The following is a 20,528-nucleotide window of genomic DNA, read 5'->3' on the forward strand; positions in this document are numbered from 1 at the left end:
AGCATCGGTTTTTCTTGCTTACATTTATATAGATAAAACTTAACGTATAGATAGGATAACAGCACTATATTAATCTCCAAAACAAAAAACATCAATTAAGTCCCGAAGTAATATCGTCCTAGAAAATGATAGATTTATCAAAATCTTTTAAACTATATAGACTATTGCCTGTAATGCCTCTATTACTTATAATAACGATTATTATGATATTAACCAGCTGCGACCAAAAGCATCAAAAAGAAGAACATCAACTCACGAATGATCTTTCCCAAAACCATGATTTGGATAATAATGATAATTTCTCTCCAGACGACAAATGGTTGGTATACGATACTAGAACAGAAGAAGGGGGAATTGGAGCCAATGGAAAAATTGAAAAGGTGCATATAGAAACCGGGGAAAAGAAAGTCTTATACCATTTAAAACAAAATACCCCCTACGGTCCTGGCGTAGGCGCAGTAAGCTACAATCCTACGGAAAATGAAGTTATATTTATCCACGGCCTTAAAAATGCTAGTCCAGATTATCCCTATGAACAATGGCGCAGAAGTGGGGTAATTGTAAAGGACAATAAACCAAACCATCCCATTTATATGGATGCAAGGGATACCGCTGTACCCTTTACGCCAGGAGCATTGCGTGGAGGTACACACCGACACGAATTTAGTGGAGACGGCCAATGGGTGGGGTTTACCTATAACGATGCCATTATGAAAAAAATGGAGGATGATTCAGGTCTACTCCATAACTTAAGAACCATTGGCGTTTCCAAAAAGGACACTCCTGTATTGGTTCCCCAACCCAATTGGGAAGAAGATTTCTCGGGGGAATGGTTTAGCGTAGTAGTGGTAACAGTAGTCCCTAATCCTGTTCCTGGAAGCGACCAGATCAGTAGGGCCGCGGGCGACAGTTGGATAGGGTATTCTGGGTATCAAAAAACCAATGGTAGCCTACAGCGGGCGAGAGCCTTTATTGGTACTGTAAAAAACGAAAAAGGAAAAGACATAGATGAAGTGTTCGTAGTAGATATTCCAGAAAACATCAGCATCCCTGGCGATGCCCCCTTAGAAGGTACAACTACCACTATGCCTGCACCACCTAGAGGCACCGTACAACGTAGACTTACCTTTACCTCCGAAAGTGACTATCCTGGATGTGAAGGGATTGTCCGATCTTCATTTGATGGTAGTTTATTGGCTTTTATTGCTAGGGACAATCAAAATATTAAACAGGTTTTCACCATTCCTCCTACTGGAGGATCAGCGGCACAGCAAACCTTTCACCCTTCCGATGTTACTGGTGGTATACGCTGGCACCCAACTAACCAAAGCTTAATTTATATTTGGGACAACACATTGATCCATTTAAAAATAGGAGAAAAAGAAGGTCAAGTCCTTACTAAACCCTCACCGCTTACAATTACAAATCCGGTATGGTCTCATAATGGAAAAATTTTGGCGTATAATCGCAACCTCCCCCAACAAGAAGGAATTACAACAAAACAAATATTCCTAATTCACTTTTAAGGGCATATACTTATTGACCATAGCTATAGTATGAAAGCGTATATTATAATTATATCCCTTAAACCCAGGTTGAAGCAGCTTAATCTATTACAGTTAATTTAAATTTTAGTAAAACCATTCTCAGGTTTTTTTGTTTTTCCATATACTTAACGTAAAATTACATTTTGATACATACTATCTGATTCATTGTTTATACGCAGGCATTTACTAGGTGCCTTATTCCACTTATAAATTGATCTAACCAATTAGAAAATGTTTAAGGGAGTTTTATATATATTTCTGTTCTTAATCCTCGGGGAAGTTATAGTCTATCTATTCAACCTTTCGATAGCTGGAAACATAATTGGTATGGTAGCCATTTTTATTGCACTAAAATTGAAGGTTATAAAGTTGCAGGAGGTTAAAGCCGCATCAGATCAATTTATAAAGTATATGGTATTATTTTTCATTCCCTATGGTGTAGGCCTAATGACCTTTTATGATATACTAAAGCTGCATTGGATAGCAATTGTTGTCAGCACGGTCATTAGTACTATTCTAACATTATATGTAACAGGGATAATCCTGCAAAAATTCGGAAAGAATGAGTGAGATTTATCAGCTACCTCTTTTCGGAATTTTGATTACACTATTGGCATTTCATTTTTCCAAAAAAATAGGAAGTAAATGGAAATTTGTTCTTTTTAATCCAGTTTTACTCTCTGTTATTTCCATAATTTGCTTTTTAGTCGTTTTCGAGATTGAATTTGAAGCGTATAACGTTGGCGGGCAATATTTAGGATTTTTATTAGGACCCACTGTTGTAGCCCTAGGAGTTCTCTTTTATGAGAAGTATGAGCAAATAAAAGAAAATATAATTCCTTTTGTATCTGCTGTAATTATTGGTGGAACCATGAGTATAATTTCTGTTTGTAGCCTTGCTATAATTCTAGGAGCTTCTGAACCAATTGTAAGATCCATAGCGCCTAAATCTGTCACCACCCCTATAGCATTAGAAATCGCCAACACAATTGGAGGTGTACCCTATATAGCAGCTGGAATAGTCATAGCTGTGGGCATCTTTGGAAATGCTTTTGGTCCTGCCATTTTACGTGTTTTGGGAATAAAGAGCAAAAATGCGATAGGCGCAGCACTAGGGACTGCCGCCCATGGCATAGGCACTGCAAGGGCATTAGATGAAGGAAAGCTACCAGGGGCCTATGGTGGATTAGCAATGTGCATAAATGGGTTATTAACCGCTATCATCACGCCATACCTTGTTAACCTATTCCTATCTTAGGAAAACTAGTTAGGTTCTGAAATAATTTTAATCCAGACCGCTACCTTATCTATTTACGACCTATTAAAAGATAGAAACTGTGGCATTTGCTTCCTTCAGGTTAGTTCTCTAAGAGGGCTCTTAAAAAGGATCAAAGGTTGGTAATAATTAAAAGCTGTACGGGGAACCTGGAATCACAACCAAAATTTGAAATATATTGAGGACATCCAGACGATGTAGATGTAAATTTATCCGGGGCAAGCCCTCACGGGGTATTTACCCCTTTAATATAAAAAAAGCCGCAAAAATGCGGCTTTTAATCTCGTTATTAAGGATTTATTATCCTTTAGCCTCAGCTACAACATCAAATGGGAAATCTACGATTACATCTCTATGCAATCTAATTTGGGCATTATAAGGTCCTGTTCTTTTAATAACACCACCTGCAATTGATATAAATTTCTTATCAATAGCATGTCCTTCTTTCTCCAAAGCTGCTGCAAGGTCTATATTGGAAATAGATCCAAATAATTTATCTCCTGCTCCAGATTTTGCAGTTATCTTAATATCTAACTGTTTTAAGCTCTCTGCAACTTTATTGGCCTCATCAACCACTTTCTTTTCCTTATGAGCTCTTTGTTTTAAATTTTCTGCCAATACTTTTTTAGCAGAAGGAGTAGCCATGGTAGCCATTCCACGAGGGATAAGGTAGTTTCTACCAAATCCGTTCTTAACCGTTACCACGTCATCTTTAAAACCTAAGTTCTGTATATCTTCCTTTAATATAAGTTCCATCGTCCTATTTTTTTTATTTTAGTAAATCGCCAACATAGGGCATTAAAGCTAAATGACGAGCTCTTTTAACCGCTACAGCCACTTTACGCTGATATTTCAAGGAAGTACCGGTAAGTCTTCTTGGAAGTAATTTACCTTGTTCGTTTACCAACTTGATTAAGAAGTCTGGATCTTTATAATCCACATACTTTATTCCCGATTTTTTGAATCGACAATATTTCTTTTGAGTACTGGTCTCTATATTAAGTGGGGTTAGATATCTAATTTCCCCATCTTTTTTACCTTTTGCTTGTTGTTCTATTGATGCCATAATCCTTACGCTTTAGCTTTTAACTTTGTTCTTCTTCTCTCTGCCCATGAAACAGCATGTTTGTCTAGTTTTACAGTCAAGAAACGCATAACACGCTCATCTCTTCTAAATTCTAGCTCAAAAGGCAACAATACATCGCCCTCTGCGGTAAATTCGAACAAATGGTAAAAACCACTCTTCTTCTTTTGGATTGGATAGGCCAATTTTTTTAGGCCCCAATTTTCTTTGGCTACCATTTTGGCACCTTTGTTAATTAAGAAATCCTCAAATTTCTTAACTGTTTCCTCTACCTGTGTATCAGACAGAACGGGATTTAAAATGAAAACAGTTTCGTAATTGTTCATATTATTAAATTTTTTTAAGTGCGCAAAAATAAGAATTTTTTGTTCTAATTACAAGAAAATCTATAAATCTTCGTTATAGCTAAACAACTTACGGATTCGACCCGAATTTAAACCTGAACAAAACCAAATAAAACCAATAACCCCGTCATTTTACACAATAATTATAGCAATTTAAATAATTTTGTTGCAGTTCAGCTATATTTTTATGTACTTTGTCGATGATTTAACCCCACAAATCAACCAACTATGAAATTAAGAAGTATAATTGTAGACGATTCGTCTATGCAACGAATGGCAGTTGCTAAGTTAGTTAACAGTCATCCCAATTTAGCTTTGGTAGCGGAATACAGTAATGCCATAGAGGCAAAGAACGGCATTAAGAACAACGATATCGATTTAATTTTCCTTGATGTGGAGATGCCGATTATCACGGGATTTGATTTATTGGAATCCTTGGACAATAGTCCTCAGGTAATTCTAATAACCGGCAAGCCCGATTATGCACTTAAAGCGTTTGAATACGACGTAACAGACTACCTACACAAACCAATTACACTAGCCCGTTTTGATGCTGCGGTTAAAAGAGCGTTAACAAAATACGAGCAAATTAATAAGGTTGTAGAAGACGAAGAGCACATTTTTGTGAAAAGCAACCTTAAAAAACGCAAAGTCATCCTTAATGATATAAAGTGGATAGAAGCGTTGGGCGACTATATTAAATTAGTTACAGATGAGGCCAATATCGTTATTCTATCTACCATGAAATCTTTTGAAAAGCAATTGCCGGAAGACAAGTTTTTAAGAATTCACAAATCCTACATCGTCAACTTGGAAAAAATAGAGAAGTTTAACAGCAAAAACGTAGAAGTTGGCGGAAAACAAATACCTCTAAGTAGAAATAAGAAAACAGAATTGGCAGAAGCGTTAAATAATTTTTAATTCAGTTACTTTTGGTTGAACCTTGAACCATCGAAAGGAAACTACCTGTAACAATTTAATGCCCGCCTAAACAAAGCGGGCAGGCTAGCGCTAGGGAATATAACATCAATTATATGTGATCTACATTGTAGATAACGCGCACTCCCCTATAAAACGATATAGCATTAAAGGATTTTTCAATCCGCTTAATGCTATTTTTTGTGTGTACCAAGGAATGATCATTCCCAATTTTCAATAGCACATTTTTAAGATATTGGTTCCTTATTCTAGCCACAGGAGGATATTCTGGTCCCAGTACCATTTTCCCAAAACCAATCCGCAAAGATTTTGCAAACCACTCTGCCGCCTCATTCAATTTGTTATAGTCCTTATGCTTAAAAGTAATTCTAATAATCCTATTGCCCGGAGGGTATTTAAACTGTTCCCGTTCATAGAGTTGCTCGTTAAACATTTCTACATAATCATGAGTAGTAACTTGCTGTAATATTCTATGATCTGGATCATAACTTTGAATAATTACCTTTCCTCTTTTCTGGGTACGCCCTGCCCTACCTGCTACTTGGGTCAGCAACTGAAAACTTCTCTCATGCGCCCTATAATCGGGGAAGTTCAATAGCGTATCGGCATTCATAATCCCTACCAAATTCACATTTCTAAAATCGAGTCCCTTAGTTAGCATCTGCGTTCCCACGAGAATATCTATTTCTTGTTGCTCGAAGGCCGAAATTATTTTTTCATAACCATACTTCCCTCTTGTGGTATCTAAGTCCATACGGCCAACTTTCGCCGTGGGAAAAAGGGCTTGTAACTCTTGCTCTACCTGTTCCGTACCAAAACCTTTGGTATCCAAAGTGGTACTTCCACAGGCCTGACAGCTTGTTTGTAATGCAATGTGATAACTGCAATAATGGCAACGCAGTTGCTTACGCAATTGGTGGTACGTTAGGCTTACATCGCAATTTGGACACTGGGGAGTATGTCCACAAGTAGTACATTCTAATATTGGGGCATACCCCCTTCTATTTTGAAAAAGGATTACCTGCTCCCCATTTTCCAAAGTTTCGGTAATTTCTTCCAGTAACCGCTCCGAAAAATGTCCTTTCATTCTTTTTTTACGGGTTTGCTCACGGATATTCACCAACTCCATTTCTGGCATTAACACATCGCCATAGCGCCGTTGAATCCGCGCATAACCGTATTTGGAAATCTTTACATTGTAAAAAGTCTCTACACTTGGTGTAGCCGACCCTAAAAGCACATTACTTCCATGAAAATTACCTAAAACAACTGCAGCATCCCTTGCATGGTACCTAGGCGCCGGATCATATTGCTTAAAGGAACTCTCGTGTTCCTCATCTACAATAATAAGCCCTAGGTCCTGAAAGGGAAGAAATATGGCAGACCGTGCCCCTATTACAATTTGAGCCGTTGTTTCCTTTTTAAGCACATTATTCCACACCTCCACCCGTTCTTGCACATTGTACTTGGAATGATAAACAGCCACCTTTTCTCCGAAATAAGCTTGCAGTCTGGAAATCAATTGTGTGGTAAGTGCAATTTCTGGGAGTAAATAAAGGGCTTGCTTTCCATTTTTAATAACCTCTTGGATTAACTTAACGTACACCTCTGTTTTACCAGAAGAAGTTACGCCGTGTAAAAGAGTTACTTTTCCTAATGCAAAGGACTTACTTATAGCATCAAATGCACTTTGTTGGTATTCATTCAGGGATTTTAGCGCCTCATGATCATGACCACCTTCGAAAACGACCCGGTCTGTCCGGATAAACTGTTCTTCAAGGATTCCTTTATCGATGAGTGTTTTAATAATGGAATTGGAACTATTGGCAGAGGTCGCTAAGTCGCTAATCTTAACAGGCTTTTTAGTTACCGCTTGTAATTGAAACAAAGAAAGCACCACGTCTCGCTGCTTAGGAGCCCTAGATAAGGAAAGAAGCAATGCTTCCAAACTTTCCTCGGTACTATAATCTTTTCCTAATTGTACATACCGTACCAGTTTAGGCTTATATTGTTCGTAGACCTCTTCTTTTATGAAAATAATATTTTTCTCAAGCAGGCTATTTAAAATGGGTATTACATTCTTTTTCTCTAGGATATCACTAATCTCTCGAACCCTAAGAATCGACTGATGTTGCAAGGCTTCAAAAACTAAAAACTCATCATCCTTTAGGTCAGTTTCATCTATTATTGCTTTCTCGTTTCTAAGGATCAGGGTTTCACTTTCTAGCAAAAGGGCACTCGGGACAGCAGCCCTAAAAACCTCACCCACTGTACACATGTAGTATTGCGCCAGCCATTCCCAAAAGCGTAATTGCGTAGGCGTCACCAATGGATCTTGATCCAAAATCTGATCAATTTCCTTTGCCTCATAGACCGTAGGCGCCGTTTGATGCACCTTAACTACAATAGCAGTATATATTTTGGATTTACCAAAGGGAACTGCAACTCTCATCCCCGGTTTTAATAGTTCCGCTTCTGTAGGAGAGATACTATAGGTAAATTCCTTCTCCAGCGGAATAGGTAAGATAACATTGATAAAATAAGGCATTCCCATACGTTTCTATCCCTCTGCGCGTATCCAAGTTTGTGTACGAAAAATAAATGCTAAATAACCCCTTACCTTCAATTCATCAGGATTTTCGGGATTAAGCCATATTTTACATCTAAAAGTCATTGCCTGCTCCGGATCAAATAAGGTTTTCCCTTTCCATACGCCACCACCACCATGTTTCAAATCTTCAATTATCTTCATCCCCAATATTGGCTGATTCTTTTTCTCCCCTTCACATTTATCACAAACCGCCTCTTCCTTTCCCGGTTCTAAAATTTCCACAACCTCACCGTGCATCATTCCGTCCTCTTCATATATATCTATTATCGCTTTAGGATTCCCAGTTCTATCATCTATCGTCTTCCATTTCCCAAAAACACTCTGCGCTTCCGAAGGAATATATAACAACATACAAATTAGCCCAACTATCCACTTATTTCTTTTTACCATGTACTTTATATTTTTTTCTCAATGAATTTAACGAGGCATTCAATTCGAACCCAAGTAGTAATATGATTGAATTTAGCCAAATAAAAACCAATAATATCAGCAAGCCACTTAAAGCCCCATATAATTCGTTATACCGGGCAAACTTTTCCACATACACCCCAAAAAAATAAGAGGTTACAATAAAGAGCAGCGTGGTCATTGAAGCTCCTGCAGAGAAAAATTTAGCTTGCTTGCCCTCTTTGGTCCCAAAATAATACAAAACTGCCGTTATAAAATAAAAAAGAAGTCCCAAAAATACAAACTTGCCCCACTGCACCAATGCAAAATCGTTTTCATCTACGTTCAAGGCATTTTTACCATGTATTATTTCATAAAGCCCCCCTAAGATATAGGCCTCAAAATAAACGTATACCACGGCACCTACCAAAAGGAGAACCGACAAGAACAACCCAACGGCTAAGGCCGTTAAATACTGTCTTACAATACTTCTATTAGGACTAACGTGATACGAGGTTTCGAAGCCGCCAAATATAGCATTAACCCCATTGGCCATTAAAAAAATAGAGGTGAAAAAGGCAAGCGCCGAAGAAAGGAGATCTCCTCTTTCCTGTGCTTTTATCTGCAAATAGATTTCACTAAAGTATTCTCCCGTAGCAGTAGGAAGAAAAGCCTCTAAAAACTCTAAAAATTCCGCATCAAAATTAGAGTTTTCCAATGCGACATAGGGAATGATAAAAGGAACTAATGTCAATAGAAATATCAATAACGGAAATAGCGCTAGGAATAAGCTAAATGCAATAGCACTGGCCCTTGTAGACACCGCTCCCTTTATAATTCCAAAGACATACATTTCAATAAGATCGTAGGATGACAAGCCTTCAAACCCCGGTAATTTAATATTCTTCAGCAATCTTATTACCAAATTAAGAACCGGTATCCTCTCTAGCTTTTCCTCAATCTCTTTTGACATCTATATGGCTTTAAGGCTTAAATCCATATTGTAAACCGAGTGGGTCAATGCCCCGGAAGATATATAATTCACGCCACATGCCGCATATTTGGCAATGGTATGCTCATTAATCCCTCCAGAGGACTCCGTTAAACAGGCGTCTCCAATTATTTCTACAGCTCTTTTGGTATCTTCTAAACTGAAATTATCTAGCAGTATCCGGTAAACCCCTTTAGAAGCCAATATTTCCTTAACCTCGGTTAGGTTTCTAGCCTCTACTATAATTTTCAGGTCTTTTTGGTTATCAGCTAAATATGTATGGGTCTTTTCAATTGCTTTGGTAATACCTCCCGCAAAATCTATGTGATTATCCTTTAACATAATCATATCGTAAAGGGCAAATCTGTGATTCTCCCCTCCTCCTATTTTTACTGCCCATTTCTCTAAAGCCCTTATACCGGGCGTAGTTTTTCTAGTATCCAATATTTTGGTTTCGGTTCCTTTAAGTAAATTTGCAAAATAATTGGTTTTCGTGGCAATAGCACTCATTCGCTGCATTGCATTTAGCACAAGGCGCTCTGCCTTAAGAATGCTTTGGGAATTACCCGAAACATGAAACACAACATCTCCGAACTTTACTGACTCACCATCCTTAACAAAAACCTCAATTTCCAAGGTTTTATCTATATATTGAAATACTAGTTGGGCAAATTCTACCCCAGCAATAATCCCCTTATCCTTTACCAATAATTTTGCTTTTCCTTGTGCGGAGGGGGGTATACATGCCAAAGAACTATGATCGCCATCACCAACATCTTCCCGTACAGCATTTTTAATAATTAGATCTAACTCGGTTCTAAATTGTTCTTCTGAAATCATATCGCAACTATTTTCATGCTAATTTAATAAAATGTTTGGGTTGTAAAGAGTTTATTACACCCAAAGACGTACCGATTTCCCTCGCTTTTGGCGATCTGTATTAGTTAACCACATATATCGCCTGATTGTCATTAGTTGATAACTAAATAAGGATAGATCTATATTTTTAATTTTTCTTATGGTAAATAAAATTAGCAGCTTATTTTTGCCCCATGACCATAAAGCTACTTGTTCTGGGAAAAACGGACAGCGCTCCCTTGATCCAATTAATTGGAGAATATCAAAATCGATTAAAGCACTATGTGCGATTTGAATTAGATATTGTTCCCGATATAAAAAACACCAAAAATCTTTCTGAGAAACAGCAAAAAGATAAGGAAGGGGAAGCCATATTAAATAGATTAAACCCTACAGATATCCTCATTTTATTAGACGAGAAAGGGAAGCAGAAAACCTCTTTAGAATTCTCCCAATATGTACAAAAGAAAATGAACTCAGGAATAAAGCAGTTGGTTTTAGTTGTTGGTGGGCCTTATGGATTTAGTGATGCCGTTTACCAAAAGTCCCAAGGGTCGCTTAGTTTATCCAAAATGACCTTTTCTCATCAGATGGTGCGTTTATTTGTGGTAGAGCAGCTGTATAGAGCTTTTACCATCCTAAAAAACGAACCCTACCATCATCAATAAGCATTTTTAATTAGCGCAAAGGAGAGGATAAATGCCAGTATTAGAAAGACAACTATCACATTTCAAAATTAAAAACCCCGAGAACTTTACCTACCAAAAGGATTAAATCAAGGCAAATATAGTTCCCAGGGAGTCTTTCTAATATAATGTACTACTTCAATTAGTACAACACCCTGAATTTAATAGTATTGTCTATCTTTTTTAAGGCTTTAATAACATCTTTATTGTACTTCTTGTCCAGATCCGTTATAACATAGCCCAACTCACTATCTGTAGACAAATACTGTCCTGAAATATTCATGTTAAAACGCGCCAAAACTTCGTTGATTTTAGCCATTACTCCAGGCACATTTTTATGGATGTGCAAAAAGCGATGTGCATTATTTTGTTTTGGCAATCTAATATTCGGAAAATTAACGGCATCTACAGTATTCCCAGAATTTATATAATCCTTTATTTTATTGGGAACAAATTCTGCAATATCTCGTTGTGCCTCTTCGGTACTTCCTCCAATATGCGGAGTTAGTATTACATTCTGCAAACCTTTTAGTTCAGTATAAAATTCACCATTGCCTCTAGGTTCTTCAGGGAATACATCTATAGCAGCACCAGCGATCTTACCGCTTTTTAATGCAGCTGCCAAAGCGGCAATATCCACAACAAAACCTCTAGATAAGTTTACAAAGAGCGCTCCATCTCTCATTTGATTGATTTCTCGCTCTCCTATAAAATTATAATTGGCCTTATTATCATCTATATGCAAGGTAACCACGTCTGAGATATTCAAAAGTTCTTCCAAGGAATTGCACCTTGTAGCATTCCCCAAAGCAAGCTGATCACCAACATCGTAGTAATAGACTCGCATACCAAGGGCTTCCGCCAACACGGATAGTTGTTTACCAATATTACCATATCCTACAATCCCTAAGTTCTTACCTCTAACTTCTTTAGAGTTTGCAGCAGTTTTATTCCACTCCCCCGCATGAATTTCCGTACTTCGAGGGAAAATACTCCTCATCAGCATAATAATCTCTCCAATGGCAAGCTCTACCACGGATCTGGTATTACTATAGGGTGCGTTAAATACAGCCACCCCTCTTTTTTTACATGCTTCTAAATCTATTTGGGTGGTCCCAATACAAAAAGCGCCCACTACCATTAATTTTTCTGCAGCTTCCAAAACCTTCTCGGTAACCTGGGTCTTAGAACGTATTCCCAGTACATGGACATCCTTTACTTTTTCAATAAGTTCTTCCTCTGTTAAACTATGAGTAAGGAGCTCTACAGAAAAACCTTCTGCTGAAAGGGCGTCAAAGGCATCTGAATGGATGTTTTCCAATAATAAAATCTTGATTCTGTTTTTGGGGTAGGATATTTTTCTAGGCAATTTATTTACAAATAAAAATTCATCTAAATTAGGCGTAATATAATCTGCATTCTTTGCAGCCTTCTCTCTGTGCACATTCTCGGTATAAGCGAAAAACTTATCGGCAATACCAGCCTCACGCATTACATAATCGCTATAACCATCACCAATGACCTGAACTTCTCCTTGAAGTCCCAGGTTTTTTAGGCACTCTATTTTCCCGTTATGTGAGGACAATACATTATCTTCATCAAAACCGATTATATTTCCATCTTGATCAAATTTAAAAGTGTTTGCATACACCCTATCTGCAGGAATATTGTACGCCTCCACTATAGGATCTATAAACTCTTTAAATCCAGCAGAAATCACATAAATATCATCCGAATAGGTCTCAAAAAACTCTTTATTGGATTCTATTGATTTGGAAATTTTGTGGCGCAGTAATTCTACCAATTCCACCAAATCATCTTTATGGGCATTCAATAGCTTAATGCGCTTTTCCAAGGATTCCGTAAACGAGATATCACCATCTATTCCTAAATTGGTGATTTTTTGAATCTCCTCGATTATTTCATCCTTATCACTTCTATCTTTTAGTGTGATTTCGGCCAAAACATCCAGGGCTTCTACCCTAGTAAGAGTACTGTCAAAATCAAACACATATTTTCTGCTTTCTACAACCATATTAGCGTGAAAAAAATTAAGCAGTAAAAGTATGAATAATTATCGTTAGACGCCTTAAACTCAATAAAAAACTAAGTGAACAGTTGATTTTTTAACCAAGAAGTAAGAAAATGATTGTTTTGGAACAATAATTTTAACAAATCCTAAAAAGCACCTTGCCAAAAAAGGTTTTACTCTGCAGATTACCATCAATTCCGCATCACCATTACTCAAAATAAATCATGTAATTTTCGCCAATCAATAGCCCATTCCAAAGCCATAATAAAAAAAGACCTGCTACCCGAACTCATAGGTATTTAAGATTAGAAACAACGCTTTATCTTGTCCACATATAAAGCAAACCAGTAATGATAGCCAACCCAAAACTCAATAAGGTACCAATCAAAATATATTCTGTAAGCTTACGGGAATTACTTTCCTTAAGATCGTTAAATCTAAATACAGACTTAGCGGTTATTAACAATCCTATTGCCTCCCAACGCCCTAAAATGATAAAGGTAAGCACAAACAAGCGCTCTATAATGCCAATATACTTTCCGGCATTTGGAAGGGATTTATGATCTAACTCTATCTTATCCGACATCCCACCTAAAAGCTTTGCCATTACTATGGATGATGGGAACCCTACAAATACCACCGCCGTTACCAATGCCCAATCAATTTCTTTTATCAAACTTAAGGTATGCTCCATAAAATTTGAATAATAAGCACAACTATAAAGTACTGCAATATGAAATAGTTGATCTATAAAGAAGGGAATGGCCTTGTTCTTAAAATAAGGGTTAGCGTACAGTTTACCAAGGTCTATAAGATAATGTGATACAGCAATCAGTACCGCCCATCTCCAGAGATTTAAATCCCATAACAGTAGCATTACCAGTCCAAAATGAATCAACGTATGAAGGTATAAGTAACTAGATGTGATTTTATTGACCTCCTTATGAACCACCCATCGGTTAGGTTGCAGCATAAAATCCCCAATTAGATGGGCCAATAAAAGTGTAGTAAATAATATCATACCTTTATTTCCTTGATTACTGATTCATAATACTGCAACAGATCCTCCACCAAATCCATTCTTGCTCGGTTTAGGCGCTGACTCACTGCAGATTGATTTATACCCAAACGATCGGCAATTTGTTGTTGCGATTCGGTTGGATTCCCTAAGGTTAACTGCACTATTTCCGCAGAAACTACAGACCAACTATCCATAAAGTCCAACGCAAGGCTTAAAATGAGATTTAGGGTCCTGTCCTCTTTTTCGGTCCCAGTTACTACCGCAAGGTTTAGCTTTTTCTCCCTTAATGTTTCAAAAATTCTTCCCGAACGTTGGTGTGCCTCACCATTAGACTGACTTACGCTACTTGCTAAAAAAGTCACCTTCCCCAACCCTATGCCCATCCTAACATCCAAAGGCTTTATCTGCTTAATAATGGCCTTAATCTGTATAGCCATGCGCAATGCATTTTCTGGCGTAGTTTTTATCTGAAATTCATCTCCTCTATAGATTTCCCAGTCCCCAGGAGTCTCACCTGTATTTACCAAGTATGCTTTTAAAGCCCTCATCCAATCGGATGATTGATCTATTTGAGAGTTAATTATATCACCTGTAATAATTGCTACCATATTAATAAGCTATAAAGCTAATATACAATAATATAAGCTAAAGTGCTAATATACCAAAATATAAGTGAAATACCTAATACTCACCATGTTCATATAAATGACCCTCAGAAACAAAATCATCATGCAACCGAATATCACGATAGCAAAGCCAGCAGAAAGTTAGTTCGACTAAAACCAACGCCTTACCCCTACACAGTATTTTTGGAATTCTTTAGGAAATTTTTCAAACAGCACTTCTTCTTCCGGAATAATTTGAAAAGCATTCATATAGTACACAAAACCGGCCGCAAGCAAAGTATTAAATGCATTTCCCAGATACAATCCCCATCCTAACAAAAGAAGTAACAATGCCAAGTACATAGGGTTCCTAGAATATTTATACAAACCTCGCGTTACTAGTGTGGATACATTTGAAGGCGTGGAGGGGTTTATTGTGGTGCTTGCCCTGAAAAATTGAGCCAAAGAAATAACACCTATAACTCCAGCCATAGCGAAAAAAAAGAGCATTAAATAGCTTCTTCCAAAAAAGTCGAAATATCCGACTGGTAAATATTCTGCGAGAATAAACATTAATCCAGCAAACAAAATAACAACGACCAATGGTGGAATTTTTAATTTCATACATTAAAAATAAAACATAAATAAAATTACTACTTTTGAATCTACCAAAATAATTTATATAAGCTTACCCTACAACAATAAAAAATAATTGGAATGCAATTGGTATTCGCTACAAATAATCGCAACAAGCTACAAGAGGTTCAAAAGTTATTCCCACCAGAAATAACACTACTGTCCTTGGAGGATATTGGTTGCCACGAAGAAATAGAGGAAACCGAATCCACCTTGGAAGGAAACGCTATTCTAAAGGCCAATTTCATCACCAAAAACTACGGGTATTCCTGTTTCGCGGATGACACAGGGCTACTAGTAGATGCCCTAGACGGTGCACCGGGGGTACATTCCGCAAGATATGCAGGAGATCAAAAAAATACAGAGGACAATATAAATAAGTTATTGACTAACCTAGAGGGAGAATCCAACCGGTCTGCACATTTTAAAACCGTCATCGCCTTAAATTACAATAACGAACAATTTCTTTTTCAAGGTATCGTAACAGGCTATCTCGCGACAGAGAGAAAAGGAGCAAAAGGATTTGGCTACGACCCTATCTTTATTCCAGATGGCTATGATAAAACTTTTGCGGAATTGTCATTAGACATTAAAAATCAAATAAGTCACAGAGCCAAGGCAACTCAACAATTGTTGGCTTTCTTTAAAACAAACCACCCCTAAATACATATCCCCCCACTCCAAAGATGAAAAAAAACATATTTTTTAAGAGCAAGGAAACTATAGGGGGCATATTAATCGCTGCTTTTGCCGCCTTATTAGCCATTACAGAATTAATCAACAGCAACCTAGAGGAACAAACCATTATTTCCCAAAACCAACAGGTAAGTTACTCCAACTGGTACCAAGCCAAAAGCATCAAGCAAAACCTAAAGGAAAGTGAATTGGACTTTCTAAAAGCTTTTATGGAAATTGGGATAGTACCTCCAGAGAAACATCAGAATTTTAAAAATATAATGGCCCATACCAAATCTATGGTCATTAAATATGAGGCGGAAAAAACCGAACTACTTGTAGGATCTTCCAATATTCCACGCCAATATTGGGCTCAAGATTTGGACGGAGAAATGGGAAAGATAATAGGCGTAAAGGAATGGATCTCCATGACACAAAAGTATGAGGAGGCCTCCCAAAAAATGAATTTCGCCAAATTACTCTTTCAAATCTGCATAGTACTATGTGCTGTATGTATTGTAATAAGGGATAATAAAAAATTACAATCCAATTTTATCTATTTATCATTATTTTTTGGCGCACTGGGCATAACATCAGCTATATATGGATGTGTTTTAGCCTTTTAAGAAGGTTAGAAATGAACTTAAAATAAATTATTGTAATTTAAAAATAAACACTACCTTTGCCGCTTTAATTAACGCCGCTGGTATAGCATGTGTTGTAGTGAGTCTTAATAGGTTATAAAAATAATCGCTCCGATCAACATACATATTTGCGATTATTTAATAACATATTATGACAAAATTTGAAGCATTAGGGCTAGATCAGTCCCTATTAAATGCTATTTCAGATCTTGGATTTGAAAATCCATCTGAAGTACAAGAAAAAGCAATCCCAATTTTATTAGAAAGCGATACGGATTTGGTTGCCCTAGCCCAAACTGGGACAGGAAAGACCGCCGCATTCGGATTTCCATTAATTCAAAAGATAGACCGCGAGAGCAGAACTACCCAAGGATTAATACTTTCTCCTACCCGTGAACTTTGTTTGCAGATCACCAATGAAATGGTACATTATTCCAAATACGAAAAGGGATTAAATGTAGTAGCCATTTATGGAGGTGCAAGCATAACAGATCAGGCCAGACAGATAAAAAGAGGGGCGCAAATAATAGTCGCTACTCCTGGAAGAATGAAAGATATGATAAATCGAGGTTTGGTAGATATTTCCAAAATCGATTACTGTATCCTAGATGAGGCAGATGAGATGTTGAACATGGGCTTTTTTGAGGATATCAAAGATATTCTTTCCAACACCCCAAAAGAGAAATCTACTTGGTTATTTTCGGCCACCATGCCTAAAGAGGTATCAATTATTGCCAAGAAATTTATGAACAATCCACAGGAAATTACTGTGGGTACAAAAAATTCTGGTACCAATACCGTACAGCATGAATATTATGTAGTAGGTGGTAGAGATAGATATCCTGCTTTAAAAAGGTTGGCAGATACCAATCCCGACATCTTCTCGGTTATTTTCTGTAGAACTAAAAGGGATACCCAAAAAGTAGCGGAAAAACTAATCGAAGACGGATACAATGCAGGTGCATTACATGGAGATTTAAGTCAGAACCAAAGGGATTTGGTTATGAACTCTTTCCGTAAGAGACAGATACAAATGTTGGTAGCAACAGATGTTGCAGCTAGAGGAATAGACGTTGATGATATTACACACGTTATCAACTACCAATTACCTGATGAAATTGAAACCTATACCCACAGAAGTGGTCGTACAGGAAGAGCAGGTAAAACCGGAATCTCCATGGTAATTATTACCAAAAGTGAGTTACGAAAGATTAAAGCCATTGAAAGTAAGATAAAGCAATCATTTATCGCAAAAACCATTCCTACGGGAATGGAGATCTGTGAGATTCAGCTTTACCATTTGGCGAATAAAATAAAAGAAACCAAAATTAATAAGGAAGTAGACCACTATTTACCTGCTATTAATGAAGTACTTGAAGGAATTGATCGTGAAGAACTGATCAAAAAAATTGTTTCCGTAGAGTTCACTCGTTTCTTCAATTATTATAACAAAACCAAAGACCTAAACGTTGCCTCTTCAAGAGAGAGAGACGATAGAGGGTCGGACACAAGCAACGGAACACTTAACAATGGTAACGTAAGATACTTTATTAATGTTGGGGAAAAAGACGGCTATGACTGGATGTCCCTTAAAGATTTTATCAGGGATACCGTTAATCTAGGACAAGATGATATCTTTAAAGTAGATGTTAAGGAAAGTTTTTCTTTCTTTAATACCGATGCTGCAGCCACAGAAGAAATCTTAAAAACCTTTACTGAATTTAAGGTAGACGGAAGATTTGTTAATGTTGAAGTTTCCAAGAACCCAGGTGGTGAAGGTGGAGGAAGACGCGGTGGCGGCGGAAGACGCGACAGCAGAAAAAGTGGATTCGGAGGAAGAAGCGGTGGCGGAAAAGATTTTCGAAACAACGATAGAAGCAGAAGTAAAAGAAGTGACCGAGGTCCTGCTAAAGGAAACTCTTCCAGTAGTTCTGGTAAAAGAAGGACTCAAAGAAAAAGTGACTCCTATTAGTTAATTGTATACTAAAAAAATACGCTTCGGCGTATTTTTTTAGTTAGTTTACCAATTATAATCTTGGCTCTATTTCATGAAAACCTTTTTATTGACCTTCTTGATCGTCTTTGTTACTTTTGGCTACTCGCAAGAGACTGAAAGGGAAGACGAAATAAAAAAACTTAAAGCTGTTGTAATAAATGCCCAAACGGACCAACCTATGGAAAGTGTCCACGTGGTAAACCTCAACCAGGTAATTGGTACTATTACCAATAAAGAGGGAGAATTCTCTATAACCGCTCAGGTTAACGACACTTTATACTTTACCTTTTTAGGATTTAAATCACAAAAAGTGAGGGTAACCAACGATATGTTCAAGTTTAAGAACACTAAAATATCGCTTACCGAGTTGGCCTACGCTTTAGAAGAAGTTATTGTAAGACCCTATTCCCTTACCGGCTACTTAGAAATAGATGTAAAAAATTTACCGCTAAATACTGCGTTTCAGTATAGCATCTCTGGGCTATCTGTGGGTTACGAGGCAGGGAGCAAAAATCCAAGTGCGGTCACCAAGGTTCTGGGTGCCATCCTCAATCCAGCAGATCTCTTGAGGAATCTTTTTGGAAAGAAACCTAACCAAATGAAGAAGCTCCGCCAGATGAAGGAAGATGATAGAATTAGAGACTTACTAGCTTCCAAATTTGATAGAGAAACCCTTACAGAACTACTACAGATAGAAAAGGTAGATATTGAGGACATATTAAGTAACTGCAACTATTCCAAATCCTTTATTGCCACTGCCAATGATCTTCAAATCTTAGACGCGATTAGTAGTTGTTACGAAGAATTTAAGGTGCTTAACCGCAAAAGATAGTTTGTTTCAGGAAGCATCTTGATTTATAAATTCTATCCAAGGAATGCCATAATCCAAATCTAGATATAGATAACCTAGATAATAATTAAATATTGGTTTATTTGAAGGGCATACAACAATCTAGGAAAAAATAAATCTATTCTTCCATTATTACTTTTAAATTCCTTAATCCCGCTTCAAAATCTTTTCCTACCATTGTATCCATATTCATAAAAAGCATCATCACGGACATGGGAAATCTATTCTTTCCTTTAAATCCCCAAACTACTTCTGTTTCGTCAATCGCTTTTTCAGTAAGAATAAGATAACTATTAGAAGTGGACTTAAAGGGTTTTAAGAAGTGGAGCTGTCCTTCTACACTTTCCCCTTCCACTATTTTGGCAATTTCCTGCTCACCTTCCCCTACTTCCTTATTCCCCTTCCAATAACTTACAAAACCGACCTCTCCATCTGTTCCCGTAAATGTATTGATCATATTGGGATCTTTATTTGCCCAAGGCGACCATTCCTGTTGTTTTTTCAAAAATTTAATATTATCAAAAACCTTTTTCTTGGAACTATTAATTAGAATAGACCTTGAAACATCATATGTTTTTGGAGCAATAATAGCCAAGAGAACAATTACCATGATAATACCCAGTAATATGTACAGTAAAGTTAACATGACCCCTAAATGGATTGTTTCACTTAAAGATAGGTATACTATTATTTTCTTCCGTAAAATCGAGCCAAAACATCCGCTACACTACGAACCGATTTTTTGGTCCAGTCTAACCTTCTTTCCAGTTTTTCTTTCTCTGTCAGCTGCCAATTTAAATCCGATTTTTTCATAAGGCTGGTAAGCCTATGTAGGATTATTGCTGCTGAAACGGAAATATTAAGGCTTTCTGTGAATCCAACCATGGGTATGGTAAGGTATGAATCTGCCTTATCCATTACTTCCTGACTTAATCCATCCCGTTCGGTGCCAAAAAAAAGGGCCGTTTTTTCATTAAGCTCAAAATCGGGCAATAGCACCCCATTTTCATGAGGGGTTGTGGCCACAATACGATACCCCTCCTTTTTTAGAGCCTCAATACAAGATGTAGTAGTATTATATCTTTTAGTATCTACCCATTGCTGTGCCCCCATAGAGATACTTTTATCCAATCGTTTGCCGTATCTGTTTTCGATTAAATGTGCTTCTTGGATTCCAAAAATATCACAACTCCTGATTACGGCACTCATATTGTGCATCTGATACACATCCTCAACAGCAACAGTAATAAACTTGGTGCGATCTTCCAATATATCCAAAAAACGTTGCTTCCTTTTTGGGGTAATAAACCCTTCTAAATACGCTAGCAGATCATGGTCAATCATAT

Annotated in this window: 22 protein-coding genes; 9 read left to right on the plus strand and 13 right to left on the minus strand. The window is 37.3% G+C overall.

Going from position 1 to position 20,528, the window contains the following annotated elements; genetic code table 11:
- The first annotated feature begins 203 nt into the window (after positions 1-203).
- From G466_RS0111865 to G466_RS0111875, 3 genes are all read left to right on the plus strand, one after another.
- The gene (locus G466_RS0111865) at positions 204-1,526 is read left to right on the plus strand and encodes a DUF3748 domain-containing protein (protein ID WP_051315636.1); all 1,323 of its coding nucleotides are present in this window, start codon (positions 204-206) and stop codon (positions 1,524-1,526) included.
- 252 nt (positions 1,527-1,778) lie between these two features.
- Positions 1,779-2,117 carry a CidA/LrgA family protein gene (locus tag G466_RS0111870; RefSeq protein WP_026813864.1) on the plus strand — a complete coding sequence of 113 codons (339 nt, stop codon included), beginning with the start codon at positions 1,779-1,781 and terminating at the stop codon, positions 2,115-2,117.
- The gene (locus G466_RS0111875) at positions 2,110-2,805 is read left to right on the plus strand and encodes an LrgB family protein (RefSeq protein WP_026813865.1); all 696 of its coding nucleotides are present in this window, start codon (positions 2,110-2,112) and stop codon (positions 2,803-2,805) included. Before G466_RS0111870 ends, G466_RS0111875 begins: the two co-directional genes overlap by 8 nt.
- Positions 2,806-3,123: 318 nt before the next feature.
- On the opposite strand, the gene rplI is transcribed toward G466_RS0111875, so the two are convergent.
- The 3 genes from rplI to rpsF are packed head-to-tail and all read right to left on the minus strand — an operon-like array spanning position 3,124 to position 4,233.
- A complete protein-coding gene (rplI, locus tag G466_RS0111880) occupies positions 3,124-3,579 on the minus strand; it encodes a 50S ribosomal protein L9 (RefSeq protein WP_026813866.1) in 456 nt (151 codons plus the stop codon).
- Between the two features lie 13 nt (positions 3,580-3,592).
- Positions 3,593-3,892, minus strand: coding sequence for a 30S ribosomal protein S18 (gene rpsR / locus G466_RS0111885; protein ID WP_189356696.1), 300 nt, complete (start codon positions 3,890-3,892; stop codon positions 3,593-3,595).
- 2 nt (positions 3,893-3,894) lie between these two features.
- Positions 3,895-4,233: a 30S ribosomal protein S6 gene (gene rpsF / locus G466_RS0111890; RefSeq protein ID WP_026813868.1), complete on the minus strand. Its 339-nt coding sequence runs from the start codon at positions 4,231-4,233 to the stop codon at positions 3,895-3,897.
- Between the two features lie 246 nt (positions 4,234-4,479).
- Between rpsF and G466_RS0111895 the strand changes: the two genes are divergently transcribed.
- Positions 4,480-5,172, plus strand: a complete 693-nt coding sequence (locus G466_RS0111895; RefSeq protein ID WP_026813869.1) for a LytR/AlgR family response regulator transcription factor — start codon at positions 4,480-4,482, stop codon at positions 5,170-5,172.
- Between the two features lie 109 nt (positions 5,173-5,281).
- Here G466_RS0111895 and priA read toward each other — a convergent pair whose 3' ends face one another.
- Genes priA through nadC form a run of 4 tightly spaced genes read right to left on the minus strand, consistent with a single transcriptional unit; the run spans position 5,282 to position 10,019 of the window.
- Positions 5,282-7,738, minus strand: coding sequence for a replication restart helicase PriA (gene priA, locus G466_RS0111900; protein WP_026813870.1), 2,457 nt, complete (start codon positions 7,736-7,738; stop codon positions 5,282-5,284).
- 12 nt (positions 7,739-7,750) lie between these two features.
- Positions 7,751-8,191: a DUF2147 domain-containing protein gene (locus G466_RS0111905; RefSeq protein WP_026813871.1), complete on the minus strand. Its 441-nt coding sequence runs from the start codon at positions 8,189-8,191 to the stop codon at positions 7,751-7,753.
- A complete protein-coding gene (locus tag G466_RS0111910; RefSeq protein ID WP_026813872.1) occupies positions 8,175-9,161 on the minus strand; it encodes a YihY/virulence factor BrkB family protein in 987 nt (328 codons plus the stop codon). The genes G466_RS0111905 and G466_RS0111910 overlap by 17 nt, the downstream gene beginning before the upstream one ends.
- Complete coding sequence (gene nadC, locus G466_RS0111915) at positions 9,162-10,019, minus strand: carboxylating nicotinate-nucleotide diphosphorylase (RefSeq protein ID WP_026813873.1); 858 nt, start codon at positions 10,017-10,019, stop codon at positions 9,162-9,164.
- A gap of 212 nt (positions 10,020-10,231) precedes the next feature.
- Between nadC and rlmH the strand changes: the two genes are divergently transcribed.
- The gene (rlmH, locus tag G466_RS0111920) at positions 10,232-10,705 is read left to right on the plus strand and encodes a 23S rRNA (pseudouridine(1915)-N(3))-methyltransferase RlmH (RefSeq protein WP_026813874.1); all 474 of its coding nucleotides are present in this window, start codon (positions 10,232-10,234) and stop codon (positions 10,703-10,705) included.
- 160 nt (positions 10,706-10,865) lie between these two features.
- Here rlmH and serA read toward each other — a convergent pair whose 3' ends face one another.
- The 4 genes from serA to G466_RS0111940 form a co-directional block, all read right to left on the minus strand.
- Positions 10,866-12,758 carry a phosphoglycerate dehydrogenase gene (gene serA, locus G466_RS0111925; RefSeq protein ID WP_026813875.1) on the minus strand — a complete coding sequence of 631 codons (1,893 nt, stop codon included), beginning with the start codon at positions 12,756-12,758 and terminating at the stop codon, positions 10,866-10,868.
- A gap of 316 nt (positions 12,759-13,074) precedes the next feature.
- A complete protein-coding gene (locus G466_RS0111930) occupies positions 13,075-13,776 on the minus strand; it encodes a DUF3307 domain-containing protein (protein ID WP_026813876.1) in 702 nt (233 codons plus the stop codon).
- Positions 13,773-14,384 (minus strand): SatD family protein, encoded by a 612-nt coding sequence (locus G466_RS0111935; RefSeq protein ID WP_026813877.1) that lies wholly within the window; start codon positions 14,382-14,384, stop codon positions 13,773-13,775. The genes G466_RS0111930 and G466_RS0111935 overlap by 4 nt, the downstream gene beginning before the upstream one ends.
- Positions 14,385-14,552: 168 nt before the next feature.
- Entirely contained in the window at positions 14,553-15,005 is a 453-nt protein-coding gene (locus G466_RS0111940; RefSeq protein ID WP_026813878.1) for a methyltransferase family protein, read from the minus strand.
- 93 nt (positions 15,006-15,098) lie between these two features.
- On the opposite strand from G466_RS0111940, the gene G466_RS0111945 reads away from it, so the two are divergent.
- From G466_RS0111945 to G466_RS0111960, 4 genes are all read left to right on the plus strand, one after another.
- Positions 15,099-15,680, plus strand: a complete 582-nt coding sequence (locus tag G466_RS0111945) for a non-canonical purine NTP diphosphatase (protein ID WP_026813879.1) — start codon at positions 15,099-15,101, stop codon at positions 15,678-15,680.
- A 23-nt stretch (positions 15,681-15,703) separates the two neighbouring features.
- Positions 15,704-16,318, plus strand: coding sequence for a DUF4337 family protein (locus tag G466_RS0111950; protein WP_026813880.1), 615 nt, complete (start codon positions 15,704-15,706; stop codon positions 16,316-16,318).
- A 169-nt stretch (positions 16,319-16,487) separates the two neighbouring features.
- Complete coding sequence (locus G466_RS0111955; protein WP_026813881.1) at positions 16,488-18,308, plus strand: DEAD/DEAH box helicase; 1,821 nt, start codon at positions 16,488-16,490, stop codon at positions 18,306-18,308.
- 76 nt (positions 18,309-18,384) lie between these two features.
- Positions 18,385-19,164 (plus strand): carboxypeptidase-like regulatory domain-containing protein, encoded by a 780-nt coding sequence (locus G466_RS0111960; RefSeq protein ID WP_026813882.1) that lies wholly within the window; start codon positions 18,385-18,387, stop codon positions 19,162-19,164.
- A 136-nt stretch (positions 19,165-19,300) separates the two neighbouring features.
- Here G466_RS0111960 and G466_RS0111965 read toward each other — a convergent pair whose 3' ends face one another.
- The gene (locus G466_RS0111965; RefSeq protein WP_308427540.1) at positions 19,301-19,687 is read right to left on the minus strand and encodes an SRPBCC family protein; all 387 of its coding nucleotides are present in this window, start codon (positions 19,685-19,687) and stop codon (positions 19,301-19,303) included.
- Between the two features lie 182 nt (positions 19,688-19,869).
- Positions 19,870-20,526 (minus strand): TrmH family RNA methyltransferase, encoded by a 657-nt coding sequence (locus G466_RS0111970; protein ID WP_026813884.1) that lies wholly within the window; start codon positions 20,524-20,526, stop codon positions 19,870-19,872.
- Positions 20,527-20,528: the final 2 nt, after the last annotated feature.

Source organism: Arenibacter certesii DSM 19833 (assembly GCF_000429545.1).
In the GTDB taxonomy this organism is placed as follows: domain Bacteria; phylum Bacteroidota; class Bacteroidia; order Flavobacteriales; family Flavobacteriaceae; genus Arenibacter; species Arenibacter certesii.

What these genes read in the sequence shown, in the direction of transcription:
- G466_RS0111865 (WP_051315636.1), top strand. Translation starts at nt 204, where the DNA reads ATGATATTAACCAGCTGCGACCAAAAGCATCAAAAAGAAGAACATCAA.
- G466_RS0111870 (WP_026813864.1), top strand. Translation starts at nt 1,779, where the DNA reads ATGTTTAAGGGAGTTTTATATATATTTCTGTTCTTAATCCTCGGGGAA.
- G466_RS0111875 (WP_026813865.1), top strand. Translation starts at nt 2,110, where the DNA reads ATGAGTGAGATTTATCAGCTACCTCTTTTCGGAATTTTGATTACACTA.
- rplI (WP_026813866.1), bottom strand. Translation starts at nt 3,579, where the DNA reads ATGGAACTTATATTAAAGGAAGATATACAGAACTTAGGTTTTAAAGAT.
- rpsF (WP_026813868.1), bottom strand. Translation starts at nt 4,233, where the DNA reads ATGAACAATTACGAAACTGTTTTCATTTTAAATCCCGTTCTGTCTGAT.
- G466_RS0111895 (WP_026813869.1), top strand. Translation starts at nt 4,480, where the DNA reads ATGAAATTAAGAAGTATAATTGTAGACGATTCGTCTATGCAACGAATG.
- priA (WP_026813870.1), bottom strand. Translation starts at nt 7,738, where the DNA reads ATGCCTTATTTTATCAATGTTATCTTACCTATTCCGCTGGAGAAGGAA.
- G466_RS0111905 (WP_026813871.1), bottom strand. Translation starts at nt 8,191, where the DNA reads ATGGTAAAAAGAAATAAGTGGATAGTTGGGCTAATTTGTATGTTGTTA.
- G466_RS0111910 (WP_026813872.1), bottom strand. Translation starts at nt 9,161, where the DNA reads ATGTCAAAAGAGATTGAGGAAAAGCTAGAGAGGATACCGGTTCTTAAT.
- nadC (WP_026813873.1), bottom strand. Translation starts at nt 10,019, where the DNA reads ATGATTTCAGAAGAACAATTTAGAACCGAGTTAGATCTAATTATTAAA.
- rlmH (WP_026813874.1), top strand. Translation starts at nt 10,232, where the DNA reads ATGACCATAAAGCTACTTGTTCTGGGAAAAACGGACAGCGCTCCCTTG.
- serA (WP_026813875.1), bottom strand. Translation starts at nt 12,758, where the DNA reads ATGGTTGTAGAAAGCAGAAAATATGTGTTTGATTTTGACAGTACTCTT.
- G466_RS0111930 (WP_026813876.1), bottom strand. Translation starts at nt 13,776, where the DNA reads ATGATATTATTTACTACACTTTTATTGGCCCATCTAATTGGGGATTTT.
- G466_RS0111935 (WP_026813877.1), bottom strand. Translation starts at nt 14,384, where the DNA reads ATGGTAGCAATTATTACAGGTGATATAATTAACTCTCAAATAGATCAA.
- G466_RS0111940 (WP_026813878.1), bottom strand. Translation starts at nt 15,005, where the DNA reads ATGAAATTAAAAATTCCACCATTGGTCGTTGTTATTTTGTTTGCTGGA.
- G466_RS0111945 (WP_026813879.1), top strand. Translation starts at nt 15,099, where the DNA reads ATGCAATTGGTATTCGCTACAAATAATCGCAACAAGCTACAAGAGGTT.
- G466_RS0111950 (WP_026813880.1), top strand. Translation starts at nt 15,704, where the DNA reads ATGAAAAAAAACATATTTTTTAAGAGCAAGGAAACTATAGGGGGCATA.
- G466_RS0111955 (WP_026813881.1), top strand. Translation starts at nt 16,488, where the DNA reads ATGACAAAATTTGAAGCATTAGGGCTAGATCAGTCCCTATTAAATGCT.
- G466_RS0111960 (WP_026813882.1), top strand. Translation starts at nt 18,385, where the DNA reads ATGAAAACCTTTTTATTGACCTTCTTGATCGTCTTTGTTACTTTTGGC.
- G466_RS0111970 (WP_026813884.1), bottom strand. Translation starts at nt 20,526, where the DNA reads ATGATTGACCATGATCTGCTAGCGTATTTAGAAGGGTTTATTACCCCA.